The sequence below is a fragment of the Proteiniphilum acetatigenes DSM 18083 genome (genome assembly GCF_000380985.1).
GTDB lineage: Bacteria > Bacteroidota > Bacteroidia > Bacteroidales > Dysgonomonadaceae > Proteiniphilum > Proteiniphilum acetatigenes.
Genome location: NZ_KB905697.1, coordinates 241,036 through 258,873, shown reverse-complemented (window position 1 = coordinate 258,873; position 17,838 = coordinate 241,036). Strand labels below are relative to the sequence as shown.

Annotated in this window: 10 protein-coding genes; 7 read left to right on the top strand and 3 right to left on the bottom strand. The window is 43.7% G+C overall.

Annotated elements, in window-relative coordinates:
- Positions 1-8 precede the first annotated feature (8 nt).
- Positions 9-1,898, top strand: coding sequence for an FAD-dependent oxidoreductase (locus F597_RS0111380; protein WP_026327373.1), 1,890 nt, complete (start codon positions 9-11; stop codon positions 1,896-1,898).
- Complete coding sequence (locus F597_RS0111375; RefSeq protein WP_019539869.1) at positions 1,885-3,021, top strand: hypothetical protein; 1,137 nt, start codon at positions 1,885-1,887, stop codon at positions 3,019-3,021. The genes F597_RS0111380 and F597_RS0111375 overlap by 14 nt, the downstream gene beginning before the upstream one ends.
- Positions 3,022-3,109: 88 nt before the next feature.
- Here the strand turns inward: F597_RS0111375 and hemN are convergent, their stop codons facing one another.
- The 3 genes from hemN to F597_RS0111360 form a co-directional block, all read right to left on the bottom strand.
- On the bottom strand, positions 3,110-4,477 hold the full coding sequence (hemN, locus tag F597_RS0111370) for an oxygen-independent coproporphyrinogen III oxidase (protein WP_019539868.1): 1,368 nt from the start codon (positions 4,475-4,477) through the stop codon (positions 3,110-3,112).
- A 74-nt stretch (positions 4,478-4,551) separates the two neighbouring features.
- Positions 4,552-5,760, bottom strand: a complete 1,209-nt coding sequence (locus tag F597_RS0111365; RefSeq protein WP_019539867.1) for an MFS transporter — start codon at positions 5,758-5,760, stop codon at positions 4,552-4,554.
- Between the two features lie 9 nt (positions 5,761-5,769).
- Positions 5,770-7,854, bottom strand: coding sequence for a TonB-dependent receptor (locus tag F597_RS0111360; protein WP_019539866.1), 2,085 nt, complete (start codon positions 7,852-7,854; stop codon positions 5,770-5,772).
- Between the two features lie 171 nt (positions 7,855-8,025).
- Here F597_RS0111360 and F597_RS0111355 point away from each other — a divergent pair, with 171 nt between their 5' ends.
- The 5 genes from F597_RS0111355 (at position 8,026) to F597_RS0111335 (ending at position 17,815) form a co-directional block, all read left to right on the top strand.
- Positions 8,026-9,258 (top strand): FAD-dependent oxidoreductase, encoded by a 1,233-nt coding sequence (locus F597_RS0111355; protein ID WP_019539865.1) that lies wholly within the window; start codon positions 8,026-8,028, stop codon positions 9,256-9,258.
- A 548-nt stretch (positions 9,259-9,806) separates the two neighbouring features.
- Positions 9,807-11,006 (top strand): MFS transporter, encoded by a 1,200-nt coding sequence (locus F597_RS0111350; RefSeq protein ID WP_019539864.1) that lies wholly within the window; start codon positions 9,807-9,809, stop codon positions 11,004-11,006.
- Positions 11,007-11,098: 92 nt separating this feature from the next.
- Complete coding sequence (locus F597_RS0111345; protein ID WP_245542029.1) at positions 11,099-12,601, top strand: hypothetical protein; 1,503 nt, start codon at positions 11,099-11,101, stop codon at positions 12,599-12,601.
- A gap of 18 nt (positions 12,602-12,619) precedes the next feature.
- A complete protein-coding gene (locus F597_RS0111340; RefSeq protein WP_019539862.1) occupies positions 12,620-15,742 on the top strand; it encodes a SusC/RagA family TonB-linked outer membrane protein in 3,123 nt (1,040 codons plus the stop codon).
- Positions 15,743-15,754: 12 nt separating this feature from the next.
- On the top strand, positions 15,755-17,815 hold the full coding sequence (locus tag F597_RS0111335) for a RagB/SusD family nutrient uptake outer membrane protein (protein ID WP_026327371.1): 2,061 nt from the start codon (positions 15,755-15,757) through the stop codon (positions 17,813-17,815).
- Positions 17,816-17,838: the final 23 nt, after the last annotated feature.

The window sequence follows — 17,838 nt, the reverse complement described above, 5'->3', positions numbered from 1 at the left end:
CATTTATTATGAGAAAATATGGTTTAGTTTTATTGTTCGCGATAGTAGCGAATATGGTAATAGCACAATCGGCCTCTCTTCTGGTGGAAGCTGAGAACTTCAGTAAGAAAGGAGGCTGGGTGGTCGACCAACAGTTTATGGACCTGATGGGATCACCTTACCTGATGGCACATGGAATGGGCGTGCCGGTAGCCGATGCGGAAATGTCTGTAGAGTTCCCTGCAACCGGAAAATATGATGTATACGTCCGTACATTTAACTGGACTTCACCATGGTATGAGGGTGAGGGGCCGGGAAAATTCCAACTCAGGTTAAATGGGGAGAAAGTAGGATCGGTACTGGGTTGTACTGGGAATGAATGGTATTGGCAAAAAGCAGGAAAAGTAGATATTAAGAAAAAGGAAAATGTGATTACCCTGCATGATTTGACCGGATTTAACGGTCGGGTGGATGCAATCTACTTTACCCGAGATAACATTCCTCCTCCAAACGAATCGGAAACTTTAGCTCAATTCAGAAAGCAACTGCTCAATATACCCGGAGAACCGCAAAAAGCCGGCGAATTTGATCTGGTGGTAGTGGGAGGAGGAGTGGCCGGAACCACTGCTGCCATATCTGCTGCGAGATTAGGATTGAAAGTGGCCTTAATCCAGGATCGGCCCGTACTTGGAGGAAACAACAGTTCGGAAGTGCGTGTGCATCTTGGCGGAAGAATTAAAGTGGAACCTTATCCGGCATTGGGTGATGTGGTCAAGGAAATCGGCCCCTCCCGTGGGGGGAATGCCCAGCCGGCGGATTATTACGAGGATGAGAAAAAAATGCAGATGGTGCTGGCAGAAGAGAATATTTCGCTCTTTACCAATTATCGGGCATTTGCCGTCAAAACAGAAGGATCATCCATTACCGAAGTGCAGGCACGGCATATTGAAACGTCAGAAGAGCTCTCCTTTACAGCACCATTGTTTGCGGATTGTACCGGCGACGGGACGATCGGGTTTCTTGCCGGCGCCGATTATGCCATGGGACGAGAGTCCAGGGATGAGTTTGGGGAACCGACTGCTCCCGAGACACCGGACAAGATGACCATGGGATCGTCCGTACAATGGTACTCGGCGGAAGAAAAGCAACCTGTCGGTTTCCCGGTATTCCAATACGGTGTGGAATTCAACGACGAAAGTGCAAAACAGGTGACCATGGGTGAATGGACATGGGAAACCGGAATGAATTATGATCAGATCAATGAATTTGAGCGGATACGTGATTATGGTCTTATGGTGGTCTATTCCAACTGGTCGTGGTTGAAGAATTTCAGTACAGAAAAAGAGAAATATGCCAATAAAAGACTGGATTGGGTCGCTTATATCGCGGGTAAAAGGGAATCACGCCGATTACTAGGTGACCACATTTTAAAAGAACAGGATCTGACAGATTTCGTTATTTATCCCGATGCTTCCGCACCTACCACCTGGACAATAGACCTGCACTATCCCGATCCTAAGAATACAGAACATTTCCCGGATAAAGAATTTTTATCCATCGCCGTACATAAACCCATTCATCCTTATCCGATACCTTATCGCTGTCTTTATTCCCGGAATATTGACAACCTTTTCATGGCGGGTAGGAATATCAGTGTAACCCATGTAGCGTTAGGTACTGTAAGGGTAATGCGTACTACAGGGATCATGGGAGAAGTGGTAGGAATGGCCGCATCGATAGCTGCCCGGAACAATACAAATCCGCGCAGTGTTTACAATAGTCATCTCGATGAGTTGAAGAAGCTGATGAAAACGGGCGTAGGTAAATATGAGATTGAGGATATGCAGAATTACAATTTAGGCGGATCATTGGGTCCAAAGGTGGATACGATAGATATACCCCCTTATGATAAAGATTAAATTATTCATTCTTTTTTGTCTTATACTACTGGGCGGATCAAAGGTTCCGTCCGGTAGTTCGGTATTGCAAATTCCCGAAAAAGATTTTTTTAAAATGGAAGGTGTTACTGTTACTCACCTTCTCGAAAATTCAAAAGATAGTTTATCGGATAATAAAGTCATAGAATTACAGGATCAGAATGGATTAACTGTCTGGTTCGGACGTTATTTTTTTAAAGATATATGCACTACAGGTATCTGCAGGATGGTACGGTTGTGGATTTTCTGGGATGGAACCGGCCATTATTTAGGAATACAATTGGATGAAAATGACCCTCTGACCAAATCAGACCATACTCCTTTTGGCCTTCAGGATTATACCAGGCTGGACGAAATTATGGCCGATACCGTCTCCATTTTAAAGGATCTCCGTTATGAAGACCTGACGGTGGAACAGAAAGTCGATAAGGAAGAGAAGGGGATTTTTGAGGTCGACGGATATTCAAGCGCTACTGCTCCTTCGCTGAAAGAATACGTCGTTGACGATGCGGTATTTACCTGCTATACGTTATGGCATACGGTATATGGTGAAACGAAAACTTATATAGACGGCCTGTTACAAGACCGGATCAACCCTACATATATTGCACGGTTGATAAACGGAAATAGCCGCCAGCAATTATTTGCATTGGAGAACATCCGGTATCGGAATGAATATTTTCCTGAATTTGAATCCCGGATTTTAGATTTCATTACTTCAGAAGACAAAAATATTGCCGAGAAGTCCCTTTCATTAATTACTTCTGAATATTTAAGCGACCCGAAAAAACAACCCGGTTTTGTAGGATTGATCAAAAATGCACGCCCTGCAATAAAATATGAAATTATATACAAGATGCAATCAGTGGACGATGTATCTCCGGATGCCATCGTTCTTTTGCTCGACTTGTTTTATACCGGTGACATCAGTCAGGGAGCCCTTAATCATATTTTTAGGATCGTTGAAAAGCAGATGGCTACCGATAAATCGATAAAAGAAAATAAGCCAATAGAGGAACGACTGGAAAAACTTGTTTCGCATCCTGATCCGTACACGTCGAGGCTTACCAAAAATTTTATAGAAAACACAAGCTGGTTACGTTAGTAGCTATACCTTTACAAGCTTTTCACTTTAGTTGCATACACTTTCCAGAGATACGAGGTAAAATTTAATTAATAATCGCTTACTCAACCTACATAGGTTTTGAGAATTGCTTGTCAGTATGCAGCATCAGTTTGTCCAGCGATGCAGCTACATTGCGGACAAAAGGAGTGGCTTCGGGACGTACCCGGATCTCTTCCTCATCCCGGTCGATCAGTCCGTCTTCCTCCAGTTCGTGTATTTTTTTCTCATCATAATGCAGGATGGCTTTCACTTTTTCCGGAGTAGTCTGAAAAGATGCTGCGATCTCTTGCCAACTGACGTAGTTATTACACATGAGCGAAGAAATAACCGCCCGGGTGATTTGCTCTTCCGGGTTCAATGCATATCCTTTCAGAACGGCCAACTCCTTTTTTTCAATCTGTGAGATATAGGTTGGGATGTCTTTTGTGTTCTGGCTGTATGAAGCGGCCAGTTGGCTGATCCCTGTCACCCCGAACGCATACACCTGTCCGGTGGTCCTTCGGGTGCAATATCCCTGGAAATTGCGGTGAAGCGTTTTCTCCCGGAACGCTTTATAAAGTTCATCTTCCGGCAATACGAAGTGATCTAACCCGATCGACCGGTACCCCGCTTCATGCAGTAAGCCGGAAGCCGAATTGAAAAGCTTTTCCTTTTCCGTAACGGTCGGCAATCCGGTTTTTTCAAGTTTCTGTTGCAACGGATTCACCCAGGGTACATGTGCATAGGAGAAAGTAACGATCCGCTCGGGTTGTAAACTGATGGCTTTCTGGATGGTTTCGGCAAACGACGCTTCCGTCTGTAACGGCAAACCGTAGATAAAATCCAGGTTTACCGACACTTTCTGCTTGTGAAGCCCGGCAATTATTTCACCTATTTCCAGCCGGGACGGTTTGCGGTGGGAAGCTTTCAATACCTCCCGGTTGAAATCCTGGACGCCGATACTTATCCGGTTGAATCCGATCTCCGGTAACGTCGCCCAATATTCTTCCGACATATATCCGGGATGGCATTCGATGGCGATTTCGGGATCTTTTATGCAGTCAAATTCACTAAAAACCAGATCATTGATCTCTTTCAGCACGGTGACGGAATACGTTGTCGGAGTACCTCCCCCATAATGGATTTGCGATACTTTCCGGTTTTTGGAAAGCATCGGAAAGATCAATTGCATTTCTTTTTTCACCGCCTCCACGTATTTGGCGGCTGTTGATTTATCTGTCAGCAGGAAAGCATTACAACCGCAATAATAACACATCTGGAAACAAAAAGGCAGATGAATATACACCGAAATATGAGACGGTTCCCTGCTGTTTGATTCAATGACCGCGCGCCGGTGTTGTTCCGCAGTATAGGACGGCGAAAAGAAATTGGCCGGGGGATAACTCGTATACCTGGGGACCGGCACGCTGTATTTATCTAAGATGCTTTGCTTCATTTGATTAAAAATTTAGACACAAGAGCCAAGAACCAAGAACCAAGACATTGTAATCGTGTCGATTACTTCGTAGTTCATGTTCGTTTCATATGGAAAGCAATAATAATATAGATCAGTGAGAGAACCGCAATCCCAATCTCGATCAGAAAAAGATTGGCATATCCGAGACTCCCGGCTAATTTTCCTGAAAGCACCGCGATGAGCATACTGCTCAGGTGAGTGATAACCGTCTGGATCGTGAAGTCGGTTCCTTCATACCCTGTGCGCACACAATCCATCGAGGTGGTATAAACAATGATAGTGGACATCCCGTAACTTGCCCACAACAGTGTAATTCCCAGGTGTAACGTAGCTATATTGACGGGAAGGAAAGTTACCAGGCAATAAAAATAGACCGCAGTAACCAGTGTCAGGCAGGCAAATAAAATACGGGAGGTGTTACGGCCGATCCGGCGTACTATAAATCCTGCGGCAAATGAAGCCGCACATCCCATGGATGTACCGATTATCCCGGACATGATACCGATTTCTCTCATACTATATCCGTAATCTACCAGCATCGGTTTAAGCATTGTCAAAATGCCTATCAGGCCCATATAATACAGGAACAGGAAAGGAATTTGCCTCCGGATACCCTTTTGTTTAAAAAATCCCAGCAAATCATTCGGGTGGATTTTTTCCATTTTCTTTTCAGGAATAGGTGCTTCCATATGTCTCTCCTTAAAGAAAATCAATGGGAAAATTGATATCACAGTAAAAAGAGCCAGGAAGGGGAGAAGCGTTTCCCATCCTAACCGGTTATATATTAGGAGTAACAAGCCTCCGCCGACCATGGCGCCAGCGAAACTGCCCATCGATTGCATGCTGTTGACCAGGCTTTTGTTTTTCCTGCTGAATGAAATAACTGCCAGAGCATCGGTGGCAATATCCTGTGTGGCGGAAGCAATGAACGAACACAAGATCAGTCCGATAATTAAAAGCGGTGTGGTTTGAAAATCAAGGAAAGAGATAACGAGAATAATGGCGGCATAGATCATTTCCGAAGAAAAAATCCAACGCTTGTAATGGCTTAACCGGCTGCTCGAACGATCGATGGCCGGCGACCATAAAAACTTAAGGATCCATGGGAGTTTCAGTAATTGCAACATGCCAATTAACTCCAGGGAAAAATGTTGCTGGCGCATAATCACAGGCAATACCGTCGAGAAAAAACTCATCGGTATCGACTGTGCGATATACAGACAGAAAAAAGTAAACAGCTTGCCTCCTTTTTGAGAATTCATATGATACGGTTAAAAGGTCAATTGTATATCCGTTCCTATTGTGAAAGGTTTACCCTGTTGGGCAAATTCATTCCCCATCGACTCAAAGTAGTACGCGATATATGAATCGTTTGTTATATTCTTTGCCCAGAGGGACAGCGTCATCCTCTTGTGCCGGAAGGATATTTTCCCGTTCAACGTATGGTAATAGGGTTGTTCCGCGACATTATTTTCACTCCAGAAAAGTTTACCGATACCGGTATATTCCATATTAAACCCAATGCTTTCGAGATGCCTTCCCTTTATATTTAACGTGTAATCTCCCGCTGCGCTAAAGGTATTACGGGGAACCAGCGGCAGGAAGTTTCCCCCGTAATCAATGTCTTTGCTTTCGTCATACAGATATTCCCGGAACCTGGCGTGGGTGTAGCCGTAACTTAGCAGGAAGCGTAAATGGTCAACCGGACGGATGTGTGATGTGATCTCGATCCCTTTGCTGACGGATTTTCCGGCATTCCTTAGCTTGAAGCCTTGTTCAGTCGCTTTCTTTTGGGTCACCTGCTGATCACGCCAGTCAATATAGAATAAACCTATCTCTGTGTGTAACCGGTTTTCAAAAGCGCTTCCCTTCCATCCGATCTCGTATGTCCAGCTGTATTCGGGCTTAAATGTCCAGTCTTCTTCGCGGTCGGCCGTGGTGTTAAATCCTCCGGCTTTATAACCCTGACTCACGGAAAAATAAGTCAAATGGTTCTTGTCCGTCAGGTATTGTATTGAGAATTTCGGGGTCAGCCTCGAATAGGTATCCTTCTTATATATGGGATCGAGGATCTGGCCGGCAGAACCGACAGTTTTTGTCCGGTTTTCCATTTTTATTTTTTCCCAGTCATACCGTAAACCGAGTGTGACGGACAGCCCGTCTGTCAGTAGGTCGTTGAAAGTGGATTGATGGTACACGGCAATTCCCGAGGATGGGTTTTTGGTATCTGTGACCATACCGTTTCCCGACTGGCGGTATTCGATATTATTATTCTGGCCGTAATGCTGATAAAAACCAAACAGGCCTGTCTGCCATTGGTAAGGCGTTTCTTTCAATGACCTGGCATTGATCTCCTGCGAAACCATTTGCTGCTGATGCGAGAAAGTGACATAATAGTGGTCGGCCGGCGTAAAATCCTGGTCAATTCCCTGCTTGCCGTCAAAGTATTGGAAGGATGATTGGGAGTCCAACTGATAATCCGCTGTTGTATATTTAAGGTGTAATCCGTTGTTCGACATTTGGCGCCGGTAATAGGATCGTTCGTTATAATTGACTGCTTCCGCTTTATTGCTTTCCGTGTCATACAGTCCGTACGGGTATCCATCCTGGTCGGAATACTCATACGCAGTTGTCAGATAGGCTACCAATCGTTGGTTGATCTGCCATCCCAGACGGACCCTTCCTGCCAGTGCATCCGATCCATCTGCTTTATTTCCGGTATAAAGGTTATTGAAATACCCTCCCCGATGCGTGTAATTGGCTGAGACGATATAACCCAGCGCATGATTTATTTGTCCCACTTGGGATCCTTCCGCCTTGTAATGATTGTAATTCCCGGCTGTTGCACCCACGGTTGTTTCCCTATGCTGAAAAGGAGATTTCGTATATACATTGATTATCCCTCCCATCGTATTCCGGCCGTAAATCGTCCCTTGAGATCCTCTCAGCACTTCGATTTTCTCAATGTCAGTGATATTAAAGTCATAGGAGGAGCGGTCGAAATAAGGTATCCCATCCACATACAGCCCGACGGATGGGGCATTGATCCGTGAACCGATCCCCCGTATATAGATGGGAGAAGTCAATCTGGATCCATAGTCGGGCATGAAAAAATTCGGGACAAAAGCCGAGATCTCTTTTATAGTCATGAAGTTGTGATTTTTCAGCACCTCTTTCGTCAGGGTAGTTGCGGAAACAGGTTGTATGGCCAGATCTTTATTGGCTTTGAATGCAACAATTTCTATTTCCCCGATAGAATAGGTAGGGATTGAATCTTTATCGATGAATGGCTCAGAAGCCCTGATCATAGATGAAACCAGACATAACGAAACAATAAAAAAAACGGATCTGTTCACGAAGAATATTTTATATGATTTTCGCAGGCAAAGATAGGACGGAAAATCTTATTCTACAATCACTATATCTAGTGATATTGACCTGTTTGAAAAAACCGTATCGGTCCTCTGTAAAAAAGATTTTCATTTTACACGCTTGGAAATACGAGATTTTTCATGTTATTTTGTCGCATGGAAACAAACGGAAATCCCACTCATTTATATGACTGTATCGTTATCGGCGGGGGCATAAGCGGTATCTCTTTCGCCCATAAGCTGCAGGAACGCGGTGATGATATACTCCTTCTCGAGAAAGAACAGCGTCTCGGAGGGCAGATACAGACCCATATATCTTCCCATGATCCGTATTTCTGGTCGGAGTTGGGAGCGCATACCTGCTATAATTCCTATACCCGTCTGTTATCGATGGTCATGGATCTGCATATTGAACAATATATCCGGCCTTTGGAAGGATATAAGTATATGCTTTATGCCGACGGGAAAATAAATAATGTGATGAGCAAGGTATCGGTACCTTCCTTAGTTATGCATGGTCCACGTCTCTTTTTTACATCTAAAAGTGGAAAAACAGTACGGGAATATTTCAGGCCGATAGTCGGCTCGAAAAATTATGATCGTTTATTTTCAAACATGTTCAGGGCAGTTATCTGCCAGAAAGCGGATGATTATCCGGCCGAACTTTTCCTGAAGGGGCGGAAAGAGCGATTGAAACAATTCCCACGGAAATTCACCTTTGAGCGGGGACTTTCGTCTTTATTGGCACACATTGTCCAGACGAGTGGTTTCAATCATTTAAAGGATGAAGAAGTCTCCGAAGTGCGATACGATAATAGGACTTATTCCGTTACCACCCGTAAAGGGAATCGCTTCCTGGGTAAACGCATCGCATTTGCTACCTCCCCACACGTCGTCTCGCGCTTGTTACGGGAAATAGAACCGGAGATGGCGAAGCTACTATATACTATTCCCATGGTTGAATCCGGAACATTGAATGTAGTCGTTAGGAAAGATCATTTACCGGTGCAAAGAGTCGCCGGCATTATCCCTGTTACGGATGATTTCTTTTCGGCCGTATCCCGGGATGGTGTCGATCACCCCGCCCTGCGTGGTTTCTCTTTTCATTACGGGCAACATCAACAGGATCCTGAGCGTATGTCCGATCTTGCATGCAAAGTGCTCGGGATTAGTCGGGAGGATATCGTGGAAACAAAGTTCACTTCACATATACTACCTTCACTGAGAATGCAGCATAGGAATATGGCGCGACAGATTGAAAATGTGCGCTCGAATGATTCGGTTTTTATGCTGGGAAATTATTTTTACGGCCTATCCTTGGAAGACTGTGTTCATCGTTCATTTGACGAGTATATCCGTTTATCAGGTCAGGTGCCTGTTTACTTATAATTCTTCAGATAAAGAAAGTTAAATATATTTCGGAGTGTTTTTATGGATGCTAATAATATTTTATTTGTGTTATTTATAGTTGAAATAGTTTCATAACTTATTTCTATATATTTTTATTGTTTAATTTTTTTTTATTTTCTTTGTGAGGTGAGAATTTTCCACTCATACATGAAATAAAAGTTTATAATACCGTAATAATGAAATCTTATTCGATGAGAACAAGTATAATAGATAACCAGTTTACCACCCCTGGTTTGTTAACTTATGTTAACGGGGGGGGGGGGCATTCTCCTTATTTGATCCTTATTTAGCTCTTAATATACTTTTAACCAGATATTTACCTGGAAGACAAAACGTCTATTCCTTATTTTTTTCTTTTCCTTTTGGAGACAAATCTTTTCTTAATATTTGTCGAACTTTTTCTACTCTATACAAAAAATATTTCACTAGTACCTAAAGCTATCCAAATTGCTGTTTGGATAATGCTTGTTTTTTGTATGTAATTTGTTTAAGAGGTTTTTTAAAGTTCTATGATAAAAGATTTGATAATGGGAAACAATAATAAGAAAACACAACTCTCCCTGATGATGTTCTTTCAGTTTTTTATTCAGGGATCATGGTATGTAACCATGGGCACTTACCTGGGACAAACCCTTCATTTCACGGGAGTACAGATCGGATTGGCGTATAGTACGGCAGCCATCGCAGCCATTATATCTCCTGTCATCGTAGGTATGCTGGTTGGGGGGTTCTTTTCCGCCAACAGGGTACTGGCGTTTTTAAACATAACGGGGGCAGTATTATTAGTCTGGTTGACACAAATTAATAATTTTTCGTTATTCTTTCCTGTGTTGTTGTTATATACAATTTGCTTTATGCCGACCATGTCGCTGTGCAACTCCATCTCTTTTGACAACCTGCTGGAGCCGTCGAAGGAATTCTCCCGCATCCGGCTGTTCGGGTCTTTCGGGTGGATTATTTCCGGGATACTTATCAGTTCCATGAATCTGGAACCATTGTCAACGCCTTTCCTTAGTGTGGGTGCATCTTTCCTGGCCGGCTTGTATGCTTTCCTTCTGCCCTACAAGGCGCCTGAAAAGCGTGCGGAAAAGGTGACTGTCGGGCAAATACTCGGGTTCGATGCCTTTAAACTTACCAAAGATAAATCGTTCCTGGTATTGCTGGTGTTCTCGGCTCTGACCTGTATTCCACTTGCTTTCTACGATTCTTTTACCAACCTTTTCATAGTCAATGTAGGGATCAATAACGCTGCCGCAGCCATGAGCATGGGTCAGGTTGCCGAAGTGATCTTCCTTTTTGCGTTTCCTCTTCTATTCCTTAAGTTGCGTTACAAGGGAAGTATAGTGTCCGCTATTGTCGCCTGGGTGCTGATGTACGGGTTCTTTGCGCTGGGAGCTCATACGGGACAGACCGGATTCATCTATGCCGTACTGCCGCTCCACGGGTTCTGTTTCACGTTCTTCTTTGTTTCGGGGCAATTGTTTGTAGATGAAAAGGCTCCATCATCATTACGGAATTCGGCACAGGGACTGATTGCCTTTGCCACTTATGGAGTAGGGAAATACCTGGGAACACTGGTTGCCGGGAACGTAGTACATCAATACACTACAGCCCAGGGTGCATACAACTGGGTTGCTGTCTGGATTGTGCCTTTTGTTATGGCTGTTGTCATCCTGATCGGGTTTGTTGGGCTGTTCAGGGAAAATAAAAAGTATAACTCAGTATGATAAATATTCAAATATAAAAATAAACAACTTTTCAATTTTATAATGTGAGTATTATGCCAATGTCTTTGTAAGATTCTTTAAATCATTAAAATATGAATAAATTAACAACTGTAAGTCAAATGAAAAGTTATTTTTTTCTTTTATCGGGAATCCTCATTCTTATAGGTTTCTTAATTTCTTGTGAAGAAAAAAATCAGACGGAATATCAACCATTTGATCCGTCAAAACCTATAGAAGTGACAGAATTTTATCCTGATTCGGGAGGTATTGCCACGCCGATTATTATTGAAGGGCATAATTTTGGAAGTGATACGACAGGGCTGAAAGTGTATTTTCAAGATTCACTGGGAGTAAAGCATCAGGCAGGATTGGTAGGCTCAAATGGGCAAAAGATTTACGCCATGGTTCCCAAATTGACTTTCTTACGTAAGATGAAAATTATTGTGGAACGCATGCAAAAAGACGGGAAAACAATTTCCGGAGTGGCGGAGGATCTATTTTTGTATAAAACACAAACTACGGTAAGTACTGTTGTAGGGAAACCGGAGACAGACAACGATGGAATGCCTACAGTCGGAGGAGATTTTTCAGCCGCAACGCTTTCAGCCCCCCATGCTATTGTACTGGATGATGAAGATAATATTTTTATTGCTGAGCGAGGGTTTAATTACCAATCGGGAAGCAGTCAGGGAGCAAAAAATGAAAAAGGAGAGGGCGTAAGCAGCAATCTTGTGATTGCCGATACGAAAGGCCAGACAGTTACGGTAATCGCATATGGTACCAGTAGTGTCAATGCCCCTACTTTCTCGGGAGAGGATGGAAATGAGTCTGTTTATATGCCTGAGGATGCTGGATTATATTATTATCAATTACCTAAAAGTTTGAGCTATGCTCCTCGTCGTCGCTCGCTGATCACCGGTTCCGATACCAAAGATGTTATTGAAGGGAATTGGAAATATTCATTTGTGGCAAACGAAGTTGATCACATGATCTATTCCGTGATGTGGAAAGGACAACTCGTGCGTTTTAACCCTTCTACCCGTAACGTTGAATTATTACTGAGGAAAGTCCTCCCCGATATTCCTAATGCAAGAGGGGATATTGGTAGTAATACTTATTGTATTTTCTCTCCTTTGGAGCCCAACATGCTCTATTTCTGTATGGAAGATTACAATATAATCGGACGGGTGGATGTATCGCAACTGGGCGATAAAGATATTGAAACCTATAAGGGTGAGTATTATGCAGGAAAATCTATCGTTGACGGGCCTGTAAATGGCAGGGGATGGGAGGACGGATTGCTCGAAAGTGCTCGCTTTTATGCGCCTAAACAGATTTGTTTTACGGCGGATGGTAAGCTTTATATTGCCGATACCGGTAATCATTGTATCCGTGTGATCGATACTACCGTACCGAAGGATAAAGCCACCGTGAATACGGCTATCGGATTACCACAAAGTCCCGGATTCAGGGATGGGGGACCTGAATTGGCGAAGTTCTATTTTCCGACCGGTGTTGCAGTGAATGCTGACGGTAGTATCGTGTATGTGGCCGACCATAAAAATAAAGTTATCCGTAAACTTTCCATAGAATAATTCTTAGATATAATTGATATGAAGAAGAAATTAATATGTGTCATTCTACTTTTGGTAGCTTTGTTTCCTCTGGTAAGTTATGCCCAGAGTAGTGTAAACAGGAACCTGGAAATCACAGGTGTTGTGAAGGATGCTTCCGGTACCCCGCTTCCCGGGGTGTCCATATACATAAAGAATGTGCCCGGTGTGGGAACAACTTCGGATGTGGATGGTAAATTTCAGTTGAGAGTCGGCCTCAGAGAAACGGTGGTTTTTCAAATGATTGGTATGACAACAGTGGAGGTATTCGTCGATGAGAGTAGGAATGATTTGGAGATTATCATGGAAGACGATGCGCAACAACTGGATGAAGTGGTCATTACCGGATTAACGTCACAAAAAAAGGTATCGGTAGTAGGTGCTATCACCAGTGTTAATGTGGATGAACTGAAAACTCCGGCCGTATCTCTTAATAATATGTTAGGTGGTAGGGTAGCCGGTGTGATGTCGATGACACTCTCGGGTGAGCCCGGGAAGAATATTTCCAACTTCTGGATCCGTGGTATTGGTACTTTCGGAGCAAATTCCGGAGCATTGGTATTAATAGATGGCCTTGAAGGACGACTTCAGGATGTGGATCCCGATGATGTGGAGTCATTTCAGATATTGAAAGATGCTGCCGCTACTGCTGTTTATGGTGTGCGTGGAGCCAATGGTGTAGTTATTGTAACTACCAAACGTGGAGCATCAGGAAAACTGCAAATCACCGGACGAGCCACCCTTCAGGTAAATCAACTCAGACGTTTGCCCGAGTACTTGGGCGCTTATGACTACGCTAAATTGGCAAATGAAGCGAGAGCCATGTCGGGAGACCCCGACCTCTATACCCGTCTCGATCTGGATGTGATCCGTTCGGGGCTTGATCCTGAATTGTACCCCGATGTCAACTGGATCGATGAGATTATGAAAAAAACCTCCATGCAACAGCGTTATTATGTAAGCGCAAGGGGTGGAGGAGACCTGGCCAATTACTTCGTTTCTGTCGGTGCTCAACAGGAATATGCTGCTTATAAACAGGAAGAGTCTAAATTCAAAAAACCCGTTGCATATAATAAACTGACCTATCGCGCCAATATTGATATGAATTTAACCCCGCTTACCAAACTTTATTTTGGGGTGGACGGAAATATAACTGACCATACGTTACCCGGATCGGAAAATACCAACACCTTGTGGAGTGCCGTCCGGCAACTTACTCCGGTAATGTTTCCGGTGAAATATGCAGATGGTACCCTCCCTACGTATGGTACATATGACTTGTCGTCCCCATACACCTCACTCAACTATAGCGGCTATACACGGAATAATAATTCGCGGAATATGATCACACTGAGTCTGACACAACAGGTGAAAGGTTTTTTTGAGGGATTGACCCTGTCGGCACAGGTAATGGCTGACTATGAGAACTTCTTTACGGAGTATCGACGTTTATGGCCTAATATGTATCGTGCTTCCGGTCGCGATGCAAAGGGAAATCTTATTAAATCGCTACGCATAACCGAAACGGCACTTTTTTACGGAAATTTTAGTGACTTGTGGAGAAAATATTATGGTGAGGCAAAAGCTGATTGGTCACGTTCTTTTGGTAGCCACGACCTTGGTGCATTGGTGTATTACTATATGGAAGATGTGTCGGATACACGGTGGAGAGATTTTTCTGACAACTTAGGGATAAGCTCTATTCCCGCTCGCCGACAGAATGTTTCGGGGCGTCTCTCTTACGGATATAATAATACCTATTTTATCGATGGAAACTTCGGTTATACCGGTTCATCACAGTTTGAGGCCGGACGGCGTTTTGGGTTTTTCCCCTCCCTTGCCCTTGGGTGGGTACCTACATCTTATAAATGGGTGCAAGACAATGTTCCGATACTTTCTTTCCTGAAGTTTCGCGGATCGTACGGATTAGCAGGGAATGACCAGATAGCGGGTGCAGCCCGTTTCCCCTATCTCACACTGATAGATAATCGAGCCGGGAGTTACTGGGGGTATCGGGGAGCTGGTATTGTTGAAGTACAGCAAGGTGCTGATAATCTGAAGTGGGAGGTGTCAAAAAAAGCCAATCTCGGTGTTGAGGTCAACTTTCTCAATGATAATCTGAAATTTGTGGTGGATGTATTCCGTGATCAGCGTGACAATATCTTTATGCCCCGTGTTACCCTGCCCAGCTATCTGGGATTGGTAACCACTCCGCAATCTAATGTGGGAAGTATGCATAGTTACGGTTCGGATGGTAATGTGTCCTATTTCCATTCTATCAATAAAGATATGGATTTCAGTGTGCGGGCTAATTATACATTCTCTCAAAATATTATCGACTATTTCGAAGAAAATAAACTGCCGTACGATTATATGAGTGTGACGGGAAAGCCGTACGGAATTATCCGGGGGTATATATCAGAAGGGCTTTTCAAAGATCGGGAAGAGATTGAAACAAGTCCCGACCAGAGTGGATTCGGCAGGGTACGTCCCGGTGATATAAAATACCGTGACGTAAATGGCGACGGGATCATCAATGAAGATGACAAGGTGCCTCTCTCTTACGGTAATCAGGTGCCACGTGTGATGTATGGTGCGGGGGCCGACTTCCGCTATAAGAAGTTCACTTTTGCTTTTTTGTTTAAGGGGGCTGCCAAAGTTGAATATTATCGTGCAGGAATGTATATCGATAATTTTGGGTTAAATGCTCCGGGATGGATACCGTTTTATAACGGTGAATTAGGAAATGTACTCAAGCTGGCAAATAATCCTGCCAACAGATGGACACCGGCATGGTATTCCGGTACCACTGAAACCGAAAATCCAAACGCTGAATTCCCTCGCCTCTCTTACGGTCAAAACGAGAATAACTCACAACTTTCGACTTTCTGGAAGCGGGATGGTTCGTATATCAGACTGCAAGAGGTGAGTATGAGATACAAATTGGATAATTATTCCTGGATCAAAATGCTTGGATTACAATCGCTCGATCTCGAATTTGTGGCTAATAACCTGTTTACTATTGATAAGGTAAAGTATTTCGACCCGGAGCAGGCGACTTATAACGGAGGTGTATACCCCATTCCTACGTCCTATACACTTCAATTATATCTTAACTTTTAATAATTACTATATATGAAGATCTTACTAAAATTAATAATAGTGGTGGTTGGAATTGCAAGCATGATGCTTAGTTCCTGTAATTTTCTGGATGTCGATACCTATTTTGAAGATACTTTCAGGGAAGACTCTATTTTCAACAGTATGAAGAATGCGGATGGATATTTATGGAATACACCGAAAGATTTTCCCGATCCGGGAGCAATTTGGGGAAATTCCTGGAACCTTGGGCAGATGGCATCCGATGAAATCACTACCCGGTGGCGGACAGGTGAATTTCCCGGTGTCCTGTTTACCGTAGGGGAGATCAACGAAAGGAATGTACCCGGTACGATGAATATATGGTACCGAATGTACCGTGTAATCCGTCGCTGCAACACGATGCTGGCCAATGTAGATAAGGTAGGAGATATGTCCACTCGAGAAAAGCAGATTTATAGAGGGTATGTTCATTTCTTACGAGGATATGCTTACTATCACCTGTTGATGAACTGGGGACCCTGCCTGATTGTGGGGGATGAAGTGCTGCCTAATTCGGAATCGGCGGAATATTATGACAGGGAACGTGCAACCTATGATGAGTCGATTGATTACATTTGCAATGAATTCGCTTTAGCGGCACAAGTGTTGCCTACCGCGGCACAGCAATCCATCAGCCTATCCGATCGTCCTACCAAAGGAGCGGCTCTGGCGCTGATTGCACGGTTACGTCTCTATCAGGCTTCCCCTTTGTTTAATGGAGGCGATGCAGCTCGTAGAAGTTTCGGTACCTGGAAACGAAAGAGTGACGGTGTGTTTTATGTGAATCAAGAGTACGATCCCCGCCGTTGGGCTGTTGCCGCTGCCGCAGCAAAGGCGGTGATTGATATGAACTATTATCAGTTGCATACGGTTGATGCTGATCCTCAAAGTCCTTATCCATTGGCATCAAATGTGCCTACTGCTCCTTTTCCGGAAGGTGCCGGCGGGATTGATCCTTTACGTTCTTACCATGATATGTTTAACGGTGAAGGGATTATTCAGACAAACAAAGAATTTATCTGGGCAATGGCTTCCTCCAATGTAAGTAATTATACGCGTCATTCATTTCCTGTTTATTTCGGGGGCTGGGGTGGTATGGCAGTACCCCAACGGGTGGTTGACAGTTACCTGATGATGGACGGACGTACCATTCATGATGCCTCAGATGAGTATCCCTATGATCCGGTATTGACCAATACCATTGGGGGCAGCGGAAAAACATTGGGTTCCTATCTTCTTATGGCTGATGTGCCAAAGATGTATAATAACCGTGAAGCGCGTTTTTATGCTTCTATCGGTTTCCCCGGATCTTATTGGCCTATGAACTCCGCTTCCCAGGATCTATCGTATGCAAGGAGACAATTCTGGTTTTCGTATGACGACGTATCCGGTATTACCGGAACCGGAAATAATATCAATGACTATAATGTGAGCGGTTATACTCCTACCAAATATATCCATCCGGATGATTCATGGGCAAATGGTAAAGGAAATGTGAAATCCGCTTTCGTTACCAATCCTAAACCATTCCCGATTATTCGTTATGCAGAAGTGTTATTAGAATATGTAGAAGCATTGAATAACGTGGAAGGCTCGGAAACGGTGGAATATTTCGATCCGGTAGGGAACGAAACAAAACAGGTTACCATTACGCGTGATGTAGTTGAAATGGCTAAATATTTTAATATGATCCGTTATCGCGCGGGACTTCCTGGCGCTACTGATGCCCAGTTGGCAAGCAGGGAGGAGTTCCAGAAAGTAATTATGAATGAACGTCAGGTGGAACTGTTCAACGAAGGATACCGCTTCTTCGATACACGCCGGTGGGGAATTTACTTAGATGAAGATGCCAACTCCTCCAACTGGCGAGGACTTAACGTGGAGAGAGACAGGACGAACAATAACAATAACGAAGGTTTTTTTGAAATTGTGACCATTAACACGCAAAACATTCGTGATCGTATTGCTCTTCCAAGGATGGTATTATTACCCATACCGCACGATGAGTTGTTAAAGGTTCCTGCAATGGATCAGAACCCCGGCTGGGATAGATAATTATTAGAATCAAAAAATTATTA

What these genes read in the sequence shown, in the direction of transcription:
- F597_RS0111380 (WP_026327373.1), top strand. Translation starts at nt 9, where the DNA reads ATGAGAAAATATGGTTTAGTTTTATTGTTCGCGATAGTAGCGAATATG.
- F597_RS0111375 (WP_019539869.1), top strand. Translation starts at nt 1,885, where the DNA reads ATGATAAAGATTAAATTATTCATTCTTTTTTGTCTTATACTACTGGGC.
- hemN (WP_019539868.1), bottom strand. Translation starts at nt 4,477, where the DNA reads ATGAAGCAAAGCATCTTAGATAAATACAGCGTGCCGGTCCCCAGGTAT.
- F597_RS0111365 (WP_019539867.1), bottom strand. Translation starts at nt 5,760, where the DNA reads ATGAATTCTCAAAAAGGAGGCAAGCTGTTTACTTTTTTCTGTCTGTAT.
- F597_RS0111355 (WP_019539865.1), top strand. Translation starts at nt 8,026, where the DNA reads ATGGAAACAAACGGAAATCCCACTCATTTATATGACTGTATCGTTATC.
- F597_RS0111350 (WP_019539864.1), top strand. Translation starts at nt 9,807, where the DNA reads ATGGGAAACAATAATAAGAAAACACAACTCTCCCTGATGATGTTCTTT.
- F597_RS0111345 (WP_245542029.1), top strand. Translation starts at nt 11,099, where the DNA reads ATGAATAAATTAACAACTGTAAGTCAAATGAAAAGTTATTTTTTTCTT.
- F597_RS0111340 (WP_019539862.1), top strand. Translation starts at nt 12,620, where the DNA reads ATGAAGAAGAAATTAATATGTGTCATTCTACTTTTGGTAGCTTTGTTT.
- F597_RS0111335 (WP_026327371.1), top strand. Translation starts at nt 15,755, where the DNA reads ATGAAGATCTTACTAAAATTAATAATAGTGGTGGTTGGAATTGCAAGC.